The 17064-nt window shown below is 48.9% G+C and carries 12 protein-coding genes; all 12 read right to left on the bottom strand.

Annotated elements, in window-relative coordinates:
- Positions 1 to 225 precede the first annotated feature (225 nt).
- Positions 226 to 2835 (bottom strand): Fe/S-dependent 2-methylisocitrate dehydratase AcnD, encoded by a 2610-nt coding sequence (acnD, locus tag AAG834_RS05760; protein ID WP_342031545.1) that lies wholly within the window; start codon positions 2833 to 2835, stop codon positions 226 to 228.
- A gap of 220 nt (positions 2836 to 3055) precedes the next feature.
- On the bottom strand, positions 3056 to 3187 hold the full coding sequence (locus AAG834_RS05765; protein ID WP_342031546.1) for a hypothetical protein: 132 nt from the start codon (positions 3185 to 3187) through the stop codon (positions 3056 to 3058).
- Between the two features lie 51 nt (positions 3188 to 3238).
- Positions 3239 to 4393 carry a bifunctional 2-methylcitrate synthase/citrate synthase gene (gene prpC / locus AAG834_RS05770; RefSeq protein ID WP_342031547.1) on the bottom strand — a complete coding sequence of 385 codons (1155 nt, stop codon included), beginning with the start codon at positions 4391 to 4393 and terminating at the stop codon, positions 3239 to 3241.
- A gap of 81 nt (positions 4394 to 4474) precedes the next feature.
- Positions 4475 to 5350, bottom strand: coding sequence for a methylisocitrate lyase (prpB, locus tag AAG834_RS05775; protein ID WP_003779818.1), 876 nt, complete (start codon positions 5348 to 5350; stop codon positions 4475 to 4477).
- Positions 5351 to 6273: 923 nt separating this feature from the next.
- Positions 6274 to 7728, bottom strand: coding sequence for a magnesium transporter (gene mgtE / locus AAG834_RS05780; RefSeq protein ID WP_070439809.1), 1455 nt, complete (start codon positions 7726 to 7728; stop codon positions 6274 to 6276).
- Positions 7729 to 7968: 240 nt separating this feature from the next.
- Positions 7969 to 8769: a hypothetical protein gene (locus AAG834_RS05785; RefSeq protein WP_342031548.1), complete on the bottom strand. Its 801-nt coding sequence runs from the start codon at positions 8767 to 8769 to the stop codon at positions 7969 to 7971.
- Positions 8770 to 8896: 127 nt separating this feature from the next.
- A complete protein-coding gene (locus AAG834_RS05790; RefSeq protein ID WP_094113528.1) occupies positions 8897 to 9157 on the bottom strand; it encodes an RHS repeat-associated core domain-containing protein in 261 nt (86 codons plus the stop codon).
- 116 nt (positions 9158 to 9273) lie between these two features.
- Positions 9274 to 9696, bottom strand: a complete 423-nt coding sequence (locus AAG834_RS05795; protein WP_049229843.1) for a hypothetical protein — start codon at positions 9694 to 9696, stop codon at positions 9274 to 9276.
- 59 nt (positions 9697 to 9755) lie between these two features.
- The gene (locus AAG834_RS05800) at positions 9756 to 10481 is read right to left on the bottom strand and encodes an RHS repeat-associated core domain-containing protein (RefSeq protein ID WP_342031549.1); all 726 of its coding nucleotides are present in this window, start codon (positions 10479 to 10481) and stop codon (positions 9756 to 9758) included.
- 186 nt (positions 10482 to 10667) lie between these two features.
- Positions 10668 to 11045 carry a hypothetical protein gene (locus tag AAG834_RS05805; protein ID WP_049230708.1) on the bottom strand — a complete coding sequence of 126 codons (378 nt, stop codon included), beginning with the start codon at positions 11043 to 11045 and terminating at the stop codon, positions 10668 to 10670.
- Between the two features lie 23 nt (positions 11046 to 11068).
- The gene (locus AAG834_RS05810) at positions 11069 to 15610 is read right to left on the bottom strand and encodes an RHS repeat-associated core domain-containing protein (RefSeq protein ID WP_342031550.1); all 4542 of its coding nucleotides are present in this window, start codon (positions 15608 to 15610) and stop codon (positions 11069 to 11071) included.
- Positions 15611 to 15670: 60 nt separating this feature from the next.
- Positions 15671 to 17064 (bottom strand): DUF2345 domain-containing protein (locus AAG834_RS05815; protein ID WP_342031551.1); only part of this gene is annotated, 1394 nt, incomplete at its 5' end.

The following is a 17064-nucleotide window of genomic DNA, read 5'->3' on the forward strand; positions in this document are numbered from 1 at the left end:
GTTGTGATACGGCAGATTATTAAACTCCGTCATTCCCGCGCAGGCGGGAATCCAGACTTATCCGCACAGAAACTCATCGGATAAAAAGGTTTCCTCAATTCCACGTTCTGGATTCCCGCCTGCGCGGGAATGACGATTTACAGTAGATGCCTGCCATATCGGGAATTACGTGAATAAGCAAAATGTTGAACCCGACCCACGCTACGTCTGCTTTTCAGACGACCTCTACGCCGCGTTCCCTTCCAAAAAATCCTGTGCAAACCGTTGCAGCACGCCACCGGCTTCGTACACCAGCACTTCCTCTGCGGTATCGAGGCGGCAGGTAACGGGGACTTCGACGGTCTCGCCGTTTTTGCGGTGGATAACGAGTGTCAGGTCGCCGCGCGGTTTGCGTTCGCCGACCACGTCGTAGGTTTCCGTGCCGTCCAGTTGCAGGGTGTGGCGGTTGGTGCCGGGTTTGAATTGCAGCGGCAAGACGCCCATGCCGATGAGGTTGGTGCGGTGGATGCGCTCGAAACCTTCGGCGGCGATGGCTTCCACACCCGCCAGCCGCACGCCCTTCGCCGCCCAGTCGCGGCTGGAGCCTTGTCCGTAGTCCGCGCCGGCGATGATGATGAGCGGCTGTTTGCGGTTCATATAGGTTTCGATGGCTTCCCACATGCGCATGGTTTCGCCTTCGGGTTCGACGCGGGCGAGCGAGCCTTGGCGCACGCTGCCGTCTTCGTTTTTCACCATTTCGTTAAACAATTTGGGATTGGCGAAGGTGGCGCGTTGGGCGGTGAGGTGGTCGCCGCGGTGGGTGGCGTAGGAATTGAAGTCTTCTTCGGGCAAACCCATTTTCGCCAGATATTCGCCCGCCGCACTCGCCGCCAGAATCGCGTTGGACGGCGAAATGTGGTCGGTGGTGATGTTGTCGGGCAGAATCGCCAAGGGCCGCATTCCCGTCAGGCTGCGTTCGCCCGCCAGCGCGCCTTCCCAATAGGGCGGACGGCGGATGTAGGTGGACATCGGACGCCAGTCGTACAGCGGACTGGGGGCTTTTTGCGCCTTGCCAGTGTCGAACATCGGTACATACACGTCGCGGAACTGCTGCGGTTTCACATATTCGGCAACGACGGCATCGATTTCTTCGTCGGTCGGCCAAATGTCTTTCAGGCGGATTTCCTTGCCGTCGTCTGAAACGCCGAGTACGTCGTTTTCAATATCGAAACGGATGCTGCCTGCGACGGCGTATGCCACCACCAGTGGGGGCGAAGCGAGGAAAGCCTGTTTCGCATACGGGTGGATGCGGCCGTCGAAGTTGCGGTTGCCCGACAGTACGGCGGTGGCGTACAAATCGCGGTCTATGATTTCCTGCTGGATTTTCGGGTCGAGCGCGCCGCTCATGCCGTTGCAGGTAGTGCAGGCGAAGGCGACGATGCCGAAGCCGAGTTTTTCCATTTCGGGCAATAGACCTGCTTCTTTCAAATAGATTTCCGCCACTTTCGAGCCGGGGGCGAACGAGGTTTTGACCCACGGTTTGCGTTTCAGCCCGAAGCGGTTGGCGTTGCGCGCCAAGAGCGCAGCGGCGACGACGTTACGCGGGTTGGAAGTGTTGGTACAACTGGTAATCGCGGCGATGATGACCGCGCCGTCGGGCATAAGGCCGTCTGAAGGCTCTTCGTAAGGCTTCACCAGCCCTTTCGCCGCCAAATCGACGGTGGCAAAACGCGCGTGCGGGTTGCTCGGGCCTGCCATGTTGCGCGTTACGCTGCTCAAATCAAACTGCAACACGCGCGGATAAACGGCGGTTTTCAGGTCGTCCGCCCACAGCCCTGCGGTTTTGGCGTAGGTTTCCACCAATTTCACCTGCGCGTCGTCGCGTCCGGTCAGTTTCAAATAATCAATGGTTTGCTCGTCGATGGCAAACATGGCGGCAGTCGCGCCGAACTCCGGCGTCATGTTGGAAATGGTCGCGCGGTCGCCGATGGACAGGCTTCTCGCGCCCTCGCCGAAAAATTCGACAAACGCCCCAACCACGCGCTCTTTGCGCAGAAACTCGGTCAGCGCCAACACAATATCCGTCGCCGTAATGCCCGCCTGCCGTTTGCCCGTCAACTCCACGCCGACAATATCGGGCAGGCGCATCATGGACGCGCGCCCCAGCATCACGGTTTCCGCCTCCAAACCGCCCACGCCTACGGAAATCACGCCCAGCGCATCAACGTGCGGCGTGTGCGAATCCGTGCCGACGCAGGTGTCGGGAAACGCCACGCCGTTTTTGACTTGGACGACGGGCGACATTTTTTCCAGATTGATTTGGTGCATGATGCCGTTGCCCGCCGGAATCACGTCCACATTTTCAAAAGCGGTTTTCGTCCAGTTGATAAAGTGGAAACGGTCTTCGTTGCGGCGGTCTTCGATTTCGCGGTTTTTGCGGAACGCATCGGGGTCGTAGCCGCCGCATTCCACCGCCAGCGAGTGGTCGACGATAAGCTGCGTCTGCACCACCGGATTTACTTTGGCAGGATCGCCGCCCTTCTCTGCAATCGCATCGCGCAAGCCCGCCAAATCCACCAACGCGGTCTGCCCCAAAATATCATGGCACACCACCCGCGCGGGATACCACGGGAAATCGATTTCCTGCTTGCCTTCTATCAGCTGACCCAGCCAGCTTTGCAGCGTCGGCAAATCGACTTTGTCCGCGCGGTTGACCAAGTTCTCCGCCAAAATGCGGCTCGTGTAAGGCAGCTTGTCGTAAGAGCCGGCTTGAATGTCCTCACACGCCGCACGCGCGTCGTAGTATTCCAAATCCGTACCGGGCAGCGGTTTGCGGTAACGTTGGTTGGCAGCCATGTTCAGTTCTCCTGTGGATCTATTTTTCTTGTGGTTTGGGGTTTCAGACGACGTTTGTTGAAGAGGTCGTCTGAAACTTTAATATTCAGTTTTTAATGGATAACAACGATTGCACGTCGTCTGAAATCCGCTCGGCTCGCGGGCTTTTCCTGCATTTTGGCGAAACCGTGAAAAAAGTTGCCGCGCTGCCTCCGCCATTCCCGCCGCGGCCTGTCCTCGCTTAGGCGGGAGCGGGAATGACGGCAGACGTTGCGGCTGGTTTTTCAGACGACCTTCTCTCTCGCATATTCCAACAGGCCGTCTGAAAAGCGGAACCGTAGGCGGGACTCAGTTTTCCGCGGGCAAAACCCACGCTACACGTCGTCTGAAATCCGATTGGCGCCTCCTACGGCTGTGGTCCGTCTCAGCGTTCCTCAATCTCCACAAACGCCAAATCTTCAGGGCCGGTGTAGTTCGCGCTCGGACGGATGATTTTGCCGTCTTTGCGCTGTTCGAGGACGTGTGCCGCCCAGCCGGTGGAGCGCGAAATCACGAAAAGCGGCGTGAACATGGCGGTCGGTACGCCGAGTTTTTGGTAAGACACGGCGGAGAACCAGTCCAAGTTCGGGAACATTTTTTTCTCTTCCCACATCACGCTCTCCAAGCGTTCGGCGATGTCGAAGAGGCGCATGTCGCCCGCTTCCCGGCTCAAACCACGCGCCACTTCTTTAATCACGACGTTGCGCGGGTCGGAAATGGTGTAAACCGGATGGCCGAACCCGATAACGATTTCTTTGCGGGCGATGCGTTCGCGGATGTCGGCTTCGGCTTCGTCGGCGTTGCGGTAGCGTTTTTGGATGTCGTAGGCGACTTCGTTCGCGCCGCCGTGTTTCGGACCTTTGAGCGCGCCGATGGCGCCGGTGATGCAGGAATACATGTCCGAACCCGTACCGGCAATCACGCGGGCGGTGAAGGTGGAGGCGTTGAACTCGTGTTCGGCATACAGAATCAGCGAAACGTGCATGGCTTTCACCTGCGATTCGGTTGGGCGTTTGCCGTGCAACAGGTGCAGGAAGTGACCGCCGATGGTGTCTTCTTTGCTTTCAACGTCGATGCGTTTGCCGTTGTGCGAATATTGGTACCAGTAGAGCAGGATACTGCCGAGGCTGGCGATGAGTTTGTCCGCAATGTCGCGCGCTTCGCTGTCGGGGTGGCTTTCGCGTTCGGGATGAACGCAGCCGAGCATGGACACGCCGGTACGCATGACGTCCATCGGATGCGTGTGCGCAGGCAGGCTTTCCAACACTTTAATCACGCGGATAGGCAGGCCGCGCATGGATTTGAGCTTGGTTTTGTAGGCGGCGAGTTCGAATTTGTTGGGCAGGTGGCCGTGAATCAGCAGGTAGGCGACTTCTTCGAACTCGCATTTCTGCGCCAAATCGAGGATGTCGTAACCGCGGTAGCTCAAATCGTTGCCGGTGCGGCCGACCGTACACAGCGCGGTATTGCCCGCCGCCACGCCGGAGAGGGCGACGGATTTTTTCGGTTTGAAGGTCGGGGTTTCGGGGGTTGCAGTCATGGTATTTCTCCTTTGTGTTTTTATGGGGTTTGGGTTTTCAGACGACCTATTGAAGGTTGAGGGTCGTCTGAAAACGGTTTTTTACTTCTGAAACAATTTATCCAGCTTCTGCTCGAAGTCGTGATAATTCAAATGCTCGTAAAGCTCGGCTCGGGTCTGCATGGTATCGACCACCGCCGCCTGCGTGCCGTCGCGCATAATCGCCTCATAAACATTCAGCGCGGCCTTGCTCGCGGCGCGGAACGACGAGAGCGGATACAGCACCAGCGACACGCCGTTGTCCGCCAGCTCGCGCTGCGTATAAAGCGGCGTCGCGCCGAATTCGGTAATGTTCGCCAACACGGGCACTTTCACCGCGTCCGCAAACTGCCGGTACATCGCCAAATCCGTCATCGCTTCGGGGAAAATCATGTCCGCGCCCGCTTCCACGCAAGCCTGCGCCCGCTCGATGGCGGCATCCAAACCTTCCACCGCCAGCGCGTCCGTCCGCGCCATAATCACAAAATTCTCATCCACGCGCGCATCCACGGCGGCTTTAATGCGGTCAACCATTTCATCTTTAGAAACAATGGCTTTGTTCGGACGATGCCCGCAACGCTTCTGCGCCACCTGGTCTTCGATATGCACCGCCGCCACGCCCGCACGCTCGAAGTTGCGAATCGTGCGCGCGATATTGAACGCCCCGCCCCAGCCGACATCGATGTCTACCAGCAAAGGCGTATCCACATTGTCCGTAATCCGCCGCGCATCAATCAGCACATCTTCCATCGTGGTGATGCCCAAATCCGGAATCCCGCACGAACAGGCCGCCACGCCGCCACCCGACAGATACACCGCCTTAAACCCGCTCTGCGTCGCCAGCCGCGCAAAATAAGCGTTCACACAGCCGACCACGGCAAGGGGGTTCGACTCCTTCACAGCTTGGCGGAAACGGGTGCCGGCAGAAAGTTGGCTCATGGTATTTCTCCTTTGTAGATTAGAATTTTTTCAGTATTGACTCAGCGGCCCGGTTTCCGCGAAACCCGAAACGAACCGTTCAAAAAGAAACAATGGTTTCAAAACCGTTTTCAGACGACCTTTCAAAAACCAAACCCATCGGGTCGTCTGAAAAATCAAAATCAATAAAAACAATCAATTAACAAATTCAATACAAACAATTCGGCTGAAGCGGAAGTCTAAGTATTTTTTAATTATTTTAATATTCGGAAGGAAATAAAGCTGGAAAGACAGAATTTTCAAAACCCAAACCGTCCGCAGAAATGCGGAAACCCCGATTCGGGCGAAGAGCCGTCAGACCGCCGCGACTGCCCAAAAGCAGACGACGACGGATGCAGCAGAGATAGAAGACGATCTATAACAAGACGGAAAAGTTTGGTACAGATTCATGATAGGGTTCCTTTGTAGTGCGATGTAGTTTTTATTGGTAAGGGCAAATTTAAAAAATAATTTTCAGGCTGTCAAACACTTTTTCTCAAATATTTTTAAAAATTTCAATCATTAATGAACAATACTTCAGAAACAAAACCTAACCTCCCACCTTAAAACAACCTAAATCCTTGCCTGACAAAGCCTGTATCACCTCCAACCAATCAGAACGATTTTAAACAATCCTTCTTAAAATCAAATATAATTAATTCATTTTTCAGGAATTTTTGTTTAACCGCAAAAACAGCATCCAAACCGCCCAAACCACCCAATTTTGTATCCACGCCCTTTTCAGACGACCAGAATTTAAATAACATTATGATTTACCGATAAAAATAATCTAATTTAAAAATGTAGTCGCATGTAATTTTGAAAATTTAAAAAGGTCGTCTGAAAACCATAACCACATGGTTTCAGACGACCTTTTCTATTTTCCATCCGCTTTTCAGACGACCTTACAACAAGAACATCGTTGCCAGCCCTAAGAAAATCAGAAAACCGCCGGAATCCGTTACCGCCGTAATCAGCACCGAGCTGCCCAAAGCAGGGTCGCGGCCGGATTTTTCCATGATAACGGGGATGAGTACGCCGACCGAGGCGGCAAGCAGGAGGTTCAGCGTCATTGCGGCGACCATCACCAAGCCGATGCCGATGCTGCCGTACAGCAGCCATGACACCACGCCCATGACCGTTCCCCAGATGATGCCGTTGACCAAGGCGACGCCGACTTCTTTTTTCAACAAACGTCCTGCCTGCATTCCCGTCAACTGCCCCATCGCCATCGCGCGGACAATCATGGTGATGGTTTGGTTGCCTGAATTGCCGCCGATGCCGGCGACGATGGGCATCAGCGCGGCGAGTGCGACGATTTTCTCGATACTGCCTTCAAACGCGCCGATAACGCGGCTGGCGAGGAAGGCAGTGCAGAGGTTGACGGCAAGCCACATCCAGCGGTTTTTCACCGAATCCCAGACGGGCGCAAACAAATCTTCCTCTTCCTGCAAACCCGCCATGTTCAACATGTCCGCTTCGGATTCTTCGCGGATAACGTCCACCATCTCGTCGATGGTAATCCTGCCGATGAGCTTTTTGTTTTCATCGACCACGGGCGCGGTGACCAAGTCATAACGTTCGAATGCCTGCGCCGCTTCTTCCACGTCGTCTTCGGGACGGAAGCGCACGACTTCGGTCGCCATCACGTCCGCCACCAAATCTTCGGGATCGGCGACCAAAAGTTTGCGGATGGGCAGCACGCCTTGCAGGATGTCGTTTTCATCGACCACAAAAATCTTGTCGGTATGATCGGGCAGGCTCTCGAAACGGCGCAGGTAACGCAGCACCACTTCGCAGGCAACGTCGGCGCGGATGCTGACCAACTCGAAGTCCATAATCGCACCGACTTGGTTGTCTTCATACGACATCGCCGCCTTGACTTGGGCGCGCTCTTCCTCGTCGCGCGTCTGCAAGGCTTCATAGACCACTTGGTGCGGCAAATCGCCCGCCAGCTCCGCCAGTTCGTCCGCATCCAAATCATCGACCGCCGCCAACAGCTCGTCTTTGTCCATCGACTCGATCAGCGTTTCACGCACCGCGTCGGACACTTCCAGCAACACTTCGCCGTCGTCTTCAGGCGTGACCAACAGCCAGACGATATTACGCTCGCGCGGCGGTAACGATTCCAACACCGCCGCCACATCGGCGGGGTGTAGCTCGTTCAAAAGGACGGTCAGCTCGGTAAATTTGTCGCGCAACGCCTCGTCCTCAATCGGCACGCCTTCCTCAATTTGCGGGAAGGCGGGCGAGAGGATTTCGCACAGCGCGTGAATACGGTCGAAATCGGCGGAAACGCGCTCTACGTCGCTTTCGATACCGTCGTTTTCAAGGTTCGGAGGGGTTTGTTCGATGCTCATAAATGCTCCGCCCGCCGGATGCGGGAGGGCATTTCGGCGGGATGGTTATCGTGTATTTCGGGATAAACCGGAAGGGAAGTTCAGTAAAAACGAACTGGGAAGGTCCATAATAAAAGCCTGCTGATTCAGGCGTCGTGTTGGAAACGGAGCGTATTTTACCGCGTTTCGAGGCGGTTTACTATTTTTAACTGAAAAGGTCGTCTGAAATGTATAAATTTCAGACGACCTTTCAACACCTTATTAAGGTAAAACACCTAATTTCTCAAGAATTTCAACTTTTTTAAGATCTAACGCACTTAGTTTCTCGATCAGTTTATTATATTTCTCTTCCGACTCCATTATTTCTTTGGGAAACTCGTTGGTTAATTGGCTAAATAACAATTTCCCGTCATCATCAAAATATTCTTCCTCTCCACCAAAAACGGATCCATGAACTTGAATCATTTTCTTACCATTGGGATAAAAAAACGTAGTGAGTGCATTTTTCTCTTCAAGATCGGTTTCACTCGCCATGACCAGTTTGCCATCCACATAATTGCCATAGACAACTTCATTGCGCGCAACATTTTTTTGCTTGAAACTGGATACCTTCCCATCCTCTGAGTAGAAAGTTAAGATACCATCCTCAACTGCTGAAGAATCAGAGTTTTTCTCATTTTTAACCGAGACCACAGCCGGGTCGATTTGTTTAGTTCCACTATCCTGATAAAAATCCTGAATCACTAAGTTTCCATCAGAGGTCTTACCCAAAATCTCACGATAAAAACCTCCTTTAGCAGGACGTTTTACCAGTTTGAATTTGGGCGTAAAGTAATAGACTTTCTTCTCTTGTAACGGAACATCAATTAGTTTGGATGTTTTAGCGACGGAATATTTTTCCCAATCTTGCGCACTGGCAGGAATAGGAAGCGCAGTTTTGCCCGTTTTGTATGCGCTAGATTGTTGGTGATGCGATGCAAAACTTGCCGCCGAATTATCCTTAATTGCCGAGCAGGCGCTCAATGCACCTGTAACAAATAAAACAATCAATAATTTTTTCATAAAAATTCCTTTTAAGAACCTCATCTAAATACTGGCAGCGTGAATAATTATAAAAGATGGAAGGTCATCTAAAATTTTTCAAAGCAAATTTTATCATGAATAATGTTATTTCCATATTTTGTATTATCTATTTTGCAAAAGTCTCAGCTTTCCCAAAAACACTTCTATGGTTCAATCCCAATGGATCAATCCATAAAGTCGGATTGACAACATAGGCATACAAATTTCCCCCGCCTTTCAACCTAATCGGATCCTGACTTACAAAGCGCCCGATTTCAGGGTCGTAATACCGGAAACGGTTGTAGTGCAGCCCGCTTTCTTCGTCGTAATACTGACCTTGGAAGCGAAACGGGATGTTGAATTTGAAGCCTTGTATTCGACTAACTATACAACTTCGCTTTTTTCATTGTGTGCGACAATTGATGAGCCGCGATGGTCGATTTGGTAATTACTATGATCAATTAATCATATGATCCTAAGCCTACAAATTTCTTAAGAATTTAGCTAATTTAATGTAGTGATCAAAAGGGTTATTGCAGCTTGCTTTGCATCATAAGTAAAACTTAAACAATCCCATACGATATTCGAATTCTTAAATTCTAGTTTCATTGGATTGATAAGCTCATAACTTGAAGCCAAAATAGGATATTTCTTAATAAACCTACGAACAATCTTCGAATTAAGTATAGTATTATCTAAATAAATATAATCTTTAAATATGATATAAATTTTAATTTTATGAGAGATAACGATTATTATATTTGCTTTTTCACTTAGGTATGTAATTTCTCTATCAAATACATAGCTGTTTCCAGAAAGTGTAAAAAACTCCTTTAATTTATTAGGAAATTCCTCCATAAAATCAATCACTATATTATTATCTATCGTAATTTTTTTATGATTCATAGATACTTGTAAGTTATTCATATCATTTACCATATTTAATTAATTTATTGGTTGATTTTAAATTTATTTTATCCATGTTTTCAATGAAATACTGTGTAGCCCCCCCCTTTACCTAAATGTGGATTTGCCCTCGTTATTCCCTTAGCCGTACATGTATCTTTTGTTACTATAAAACCATGTAAAGCGGTTCGCATATTCTTTCCTCCGTCTGTATTCTCTTTATGAGATACTTGAACAGAATCATTGTATTCCCTCGCAGTCCGTGCTGCTAAGACATCTTTTGCTGTCACAAAATAATTTCCAGGTGTATTACCGTGCGGATACAACGTATACAAAACTGTACCTGCTTTGACAACGACATTTTTATATGAATCTATTCCTGGGTACGGATCGGATCCTTGCCACCTTCTTGCAGTAGCAGAAGGATTTTTTCCTGAACAAGGGTCGCCATTACAGCAACGCTTCTTTTTATGCAAACCAAGTGAATCGACCCATAACGTCGGATTCGGTGCATACTCAAACAGATTCATCCCTCCCATCAACCCAATCGGATCCTGACTCACAAACCGCCCGATTTCAGGGTCGTAATACCGGAAACGGTTGTAGTGCAGCCCGCTTTCTTCGTCGTAATACTGACCTTGGAAGCGGAACGGGATGTTGGCTTTGAGGCCGTCTGAAACGGTTTCGTTACGGATTCTGCCCCATGCTTCGTATTCCGCCGTCCATACGGCTTCGCCTTTTGCATTGTGTGCGGCAACCGGTGTGCCGAGATGGTCGAGTTGGTAATAAACCAATTCGGGCTGCACTTCGGACTGCCCTTGCGGTTCGGACGGGATTTTCAGCAGCGGATCGGCTTCTGGTTCTTAACCGTATAGTTCTGCAATACCCGAATGTCTTTAATTTATGTCAAAAAAATATTTTAACTAAAAAGGGGGAGCACCTAATTCCTCAAAATTTCAGTCTCTCTAAACCTTAACTCACTTTAATAATAATTAACCAACAACCTTATCTATCCCAACATCAGGGATTAATAATTTTTTAGGTGAACCAATAAAAGATAAACCATCCTCTCTCTGTTTAACATGCCATAAAATTAATCCATTCTGCCATGACTTCCATAGCTCATCAGCATAATTGATAGGTTCTTCTAAAATAGCTCCAACAGCAAAAGGAGGAATCCAAATTTCTGTTAAAATACCATCCCCTTTCCAGCCAGCATGTCTAAAAGCTGTAGTAATAATTTGATACTCTTCATCCTGTGGATTTAAATTGCTAACTTTGCAAAAATCTAATAAATCAATCCACTCATAAATGTAAACATAGAAATTCTTTGATTTTTTTAGAGAAACTAATTGTTCTTCGTAAGTCATCTTTAGAAAAAACCCTAAATTATTTAAAATATTGTAATAATTCTTTCACTTCTGGCTCTAGCACCTTCGATGAAATTATGTCTTTGAGTTTTAAAAGAGAAAACTTTTCCTCCCCGCCCTAAACAAGGAAGTGCTGTTTTAATCGCTGTATTAATTGAATTTTCAACAGGTTTCAATTCTCTTGGGTACCGATTGTTGCCATCAAATAAAGTTTTTGAAGCAACCCAAGCATCAATATCTGATTCAATTTGGTCCCAAGGGGTTCCGTTTCCTCTTTTTCCCGTTACCAAACTTCCTCTTAATCCAACGCGGGCATCGGGAGCTACTTTTTTAATTTGATTTTGATGGAGTTTAACAATAGCTGTTACTTTGGTAATGACCTCTCCTCTGGAGTATTTTATGTTGCGACAATTTTGAGAAACGGGAGAAAGACCATTAGGATCTACCCACCTAATTGGATTAGGAGCATAAACATAAACATTTATCCCACCCATTAACCCAATCGGATCCTGACTCACAAACCGCCCGATTTCAGGGTCGTAATAGCGGAAACGGTTGTAGTGCAGCCCGCTTTCTTCGTCGTAATACTGACCTTGGAAGCGGAACGGGATGTTGACTTTAGGGCCGTCTGAAACGGTTTCGTTACGGATTCTGCCCCATGCTTCGTATTCGGCCGTCCATACGGCTTCGCCTTTTGCATTGTGTGCGGCAATCGGCGTGCCCAGATGGTCGGGTTGGTAATAAACCAAGTCGGGCTGCGCTTCGGACTGTCCTTGCGGTTCGGGCGGGATTTTCAACAGCGGATCGGTTTCGGGGTCGTAGCCGTACGGCTCGGCGGGTTTGTCTTCCCTTTCTATGCCTATGGGTTCGGTTGTTTGAAATTGCGCCAGCGGTTCGAATGTACCGGGTTCGAACAGGTAATGGGTGTTTTGTCCGTTTGTGCTTTCGATGGCAAGGGTGTCTTCCTGCCAGTGGTAGACGGTGGTTTCCCCGTTGCGGATTTTGGCGGTACGCCTGCCCAAGGGGTCATAGCGGTATTCGGTACTGCCGTTGCGGTTTTCTATTTTAACGAGTTGGTTGTAGCCGTTCCAATGGTAGTCTGTGGTTTCTCCGTTGCGGGTTTTGCGGATCAGGTTGCCGCGTTGGTCGTAGTCGTAGTGTACACCTGCGTACTCTTTAAGCAGGTTGCCCCAGACTTTGTTTAGGGACGGTTTTTCTTGGCTGTTTGTTTGGCCTGTATGGTCTTGTTTGTTGCCGCTTAGGTCAAGACGGTTGTCGGCTGGGTCAAAGGCGAAGGTTTCGCTAAAGTCGGGTGTGACGGCGGCGATCAGTCTGCCGATGGGGTCGTAGCGGTATTGGGTTTGACCTCCTCTGCTTTGGATATGGGTCAGTTGTCCGGCGGCATCGTAGCCGTATTCGCGCCGGCTGCGGTTGTGGATTTGCTGCAGGATTCTGCCCATGGGGTCGTATTGTGTTTGTTGGCGGATATGTTTGCCAAAGGTGCGTTCGGTTTCGCGATGTAGTTTATCGCGTTCGAAGGCTGCTATTTCATTATGGTTGAGGGTAATGCCGTGCAGGTGGCCGCTGCCATAGTGGAGGTAACCGATACGCTGCCCGTCGGGACGGATGGTTTCGGTACGGTTGCCCAATGCGTCATAGCGGTGATGCCAGACATGGCTTCGGGCGGTGCCGTCCAGGCTGTCGTGGCGGTATTCTCTGATAAGGTTGCCGAGTTTGTCGTAGAAGTATTGGTGGCGGCTGTGGGCGTTTTGGGTTCCTGCCAGCCTGCCGCTTGGGTCATAGGCGTAGTTTTCTTTGTCGGTTTCGTGTACTTCTCCGTTTTCATCGGTCACAAGGATGCTGCGGCTTTCGATACGGCCGGCGGAGTCGTAGTCCAATTTGGTGACGGTACCGGCTTCGTCTATGCGTTCGAGTACGCCGCTGCCTTGGGTGTAATGGTAGCGGGTGATTTTACCGTCAAAGCCTTTTTCTTCGGTCAGCGCGCCGACGCTGTTGTAGCGGAAGCCGTAAAGATCGCCGTTTTGATTCAGCAGCCCAACCAAGTGGCTGTTTAGATCGTATCGGTATTGGACTTGTTGTCCGAGTGCATCGGTACGGATGAAGAGACGACCGCCTTTGTCGTAGGTATAGCGGGTGCTTTGCTTGAGCGGATCGGTATGCTCAAGCAATCTGCCTTCCGCATCATGCAGGTAGGATTCCCTCGTGCCGTCTGCTTGGATCACAGCCTCGGGATTACCCCTTGAATCATAGCTATAGTGTGTGCTGTTGCCTTCGGCATCGGTTTGGGTTTGCAGACGGCCTCTGTCGTCATATTGCCAGCGGCTGGTATAGCCGGAGCAGTCGGTATGACTCGAGATTTGTCCGTCCTTCGTCCAAGTCAGGGTTTTAATACCACCGATTGCGTCGGTGATTTCTATCGGTAAGCCTGCATCATTGTAGCGATAGCGGGTTTCGTTCTCTTCGGGGTCTGTTTCGAGAATCATGTTGCCATTGGCATCATATTGACGCAACCAGCGGTGTCCCTCGGGGTCGGTAACGGCAGTCAGATTATTATCGGCATCGTATTCGAAAGAAACGACACTGCCATCTGCTCGGGTATGCTCGAGCAGATTGTCTTTATCATCATAGATGTAATTGTCCTCGCTACCGTCAGGATGGATATGGGTCGTAATGTTTTTACGCTCATCACGGAAAAACCATTCTTCGGTATGATTGGGGTAAATAATCCGGTAAGTATAATTTTCCGCATCATACAAATAACTGGTTTCATGGCCGTAAGCATCAGTTACGATTGTTTCACGGATGTTTTCATCCCATCGCAACCTTAATTCTCCGCTACCGTCATCAGCATATTCCCGAATACATTTAGCCCAATGGCGACGTCCCTGCCACTCAAGGTTAACACCTCTACCGGTACGGTCCGTATAACGCGTGATTAAGTGGTCTTTGTAAGCATATTCGTAAACATCTCCTGCCTCATCAGTAGCCTTGATAAGATTTCCAGCCTGATCATATTCGTAGCTTGCCAAAATACGGGCATTATCACCGGCTAATTCAATACGGCTGATTTTATCCTGTTCGTTATAGTGAATAACCACCAGGTGGTTGTTGGTATCATTAATTCCAATCAAATGCTGCCCTGAATAATGAAAACCAAGTGCATTACCATTGCGATCTTTAATGGCCGATAATCGGAAAGCATTCCCATAACGCTCATAAATCTCCAGCAGATCTTTGCCAACGTTAAGGGTCAGCATATCTTCACTGACCCGCATCAGCGTAAAATCTTCTATCGGATGGTGATAAGCCCTGTCGGGTTCCAATAATGGGAAAGACACGGTCCGACCGTCAGTGGTGTGATACAACAATTCTTTTTTGCGGATACCGATGCGGGCGGTATAAGGGGTAATCCAGCGTGCGCCTAATTCACCTTTTTCATAGGTGATAAGGCCGGAACAGTAGGTACGACCCCAGCTTATCGGCATAATGCCGGGCAAGGTAAAGTCGGTATGGGTGAAGGTTTCCTGTCCGGTAGCAAAATCAATAGATTTTTTAGAAGCACCAGTACCGCAACTTTTGCAGTCAGAAGGCTTGTCTTTACTTTTATTTTGCTGAGTGGATGCATCTAGGCGGGCATTTGGGTTGGTTTTCTGAGCTTTACCAGTAACTGAAGCCGCATGACCTCGGTTTTTACGTTTTTTAAGAGCCTCTAAAAGTAAGCTTAATAATTTTAATAAATCTCCTGCCAGCCCCATAATCCGGGCATCCACTTTCTGGCTATATCCATTCAATTGTGCTGCGATTGTTGTCAACTTGGTTTTAATCGGTCCCGGAACCAATTTGACAACAGCCGAGTTTGCTAAATCTTTTGCCTCAGCTTCAGTTTTATATCTGAGTGATACAACATATAAATTCTGCCCCTCTAGTGTCGATATAGTTGCTTTGTTAAAAGCTTCCTTTGATTTTTGATGCAGCATGCGAGTATCAAAAACCTTTCCTGAAGCTATTTTTAATAGGGCATCTGCACTGGATGACAAGGTTCGCTGAGCATGACGGCTAACTTCCTTAAGCATGCTATCCATTTGTCCTTGGATAGTCTTTATATAGCCATCAATATCCCCTTTATGCCCCTCTACGAAGTGATTGACAATTGCAGTAACAACAGGTTCTGTGAGAAGTCCTTTGTGCCGCAATGCTTGATCTCGTACTAAATGCAAGATAGGACGTAATGTTGTCCTTGCTGCATTACCAGCCCCCGGAATAATCCCGATAACATTAATAGCTAAATTCATCCAGTCGAGTGTATTAGTATCTTTTTTGTTGACCATCTCTTTAATTGCCAACATGGTATCAACAACGGCCATTGCATTGCCGATTACAGGTATGGATCCGGCAGCCATGGCCAGCCTATCCAAAGTTATATAGCCGTCTGAAATCTGTCTGAGCCAACTGTCAAATTTGTTGGCTCCTGCTCGGGCATCTTTGGTAAAAGTATTTGCAGGACTAACTGCAACTTTTGTATGTGGCATTGTTTTCAAAGACATCTGGATATTACTCTTTAAAATGTAAACTGATATAACAATAAAAATTGAATGGATTTCAGATTATTTCTTTTTGATATTAGATATAACCTTTTCAGCTGAAACAGGCTGTTGCTTGATGGATAAGCTTTTGGCTAAATCTTTATACGATAGATTTTTTACGTTGTCAGAAACTTGCTTCAATGCTTGTACTTGTGAAGCCAAATTTTTAACATCTGCCAAAAGTGAATTCACTTCTTTTTTTGCAAATTCAAATTGTGCAATTTGATTTTTATCTGATGTGATTTGCTTACCAATTGGCAAAACCCTAAAAGCTTCTTCGATGATATCTTTTTCATCATGGCCATTTCTCGGATCTTTACCAAAGACCACCTTTGCTGCACCTTCAGCCAGCCCGCTCACAACTGCATAACCATTACTATCTAAAATACCTTTGCGCACTTGTCCAGAGCTGTCGATAACTGTGAATTTGCCTCCAGCTACCCCATCTTTCTTTGGCGTTGCATAATAATGAAGCAACTCAAGCTGCCCTTTGGCCGCTTTGGGCATAGAACTTTGGACGGATTGGCTGGCAGGACCGACTTTCTGCCAAGCGGATGATTTGTTGATAATCTGCCCAGGTGTTCCAATTTCAACCTGCCCTCCTCCGATTGTGATGTATGAACCATCACAAACTAAAGTAAGCTTTTTAGATGCAGAAATAATTACTTCGCCATTGACACTTTCGATTCGGACATCTTTAGCCGCAGCAGCAGTGATATTATCCTGCTGCGCCTGCAACACTACATCTCCTTTGGATGCAACCATTTTGATACCCAGCGTCTGCGCGAACATTCGAATTACCTCGCCGGCAGCAACAGTAAATTTTTTAAATGCACTGTTATGAATGTTATTACCTGCTGTATGCATAATGTTTTCAGTGGCACTGGCTTGCACATCCTTTGGGGTACTCAATACGATTCCAGCAGGAGCACTGGCAATTAAACCTGCACTTTTCAAACCATCAGCATCCAGGTCTACTGGGACTCCATTACCATAATTTTCTCCTTGCTCCATCAGATTTTTACTGGAACCAGACGATTCTTGATCTCCCAAGGGAATCTCCGCTCGTTTGGCTGCTTTTGCCAATCCTTGCGCCATGTCTAGGGCTTCTTTCAACTGCTTGATTGCAGCCTCCATATCCAAGACATTTCCATCTGCTTTACCCTGAGCATCTGCGCTGATCAATATGCCTTTACCCGCCCGTACGGCGCCCCAGCCGTCGGTTCTGAGTTCGAAGCCTTCACCGTTCTCTCCGCGTTTGTTGCGACTTGAGTCGACAATGTGGCCAAGGTTGAGTTGGGACTTCTGGTAGTCGGTGGCGAGTTTGATGTGTTCCTGACCTTTTTGGTCTTCCATCCTGAGTTTGTTGTTTGCCCAGGTACGGATGACGTTCCTTGTGTTCCAATCGGCAGGGA

The organism is Neisseria sp. Marseille-Q2251 (assembly GCF_940793045.1).
Classification (GTDB): domain Bacteria; phylum Pseudomonadota; class Gammaproteobacteria; order Burkholderiales; family Neisseriaceae; genus Neisseria.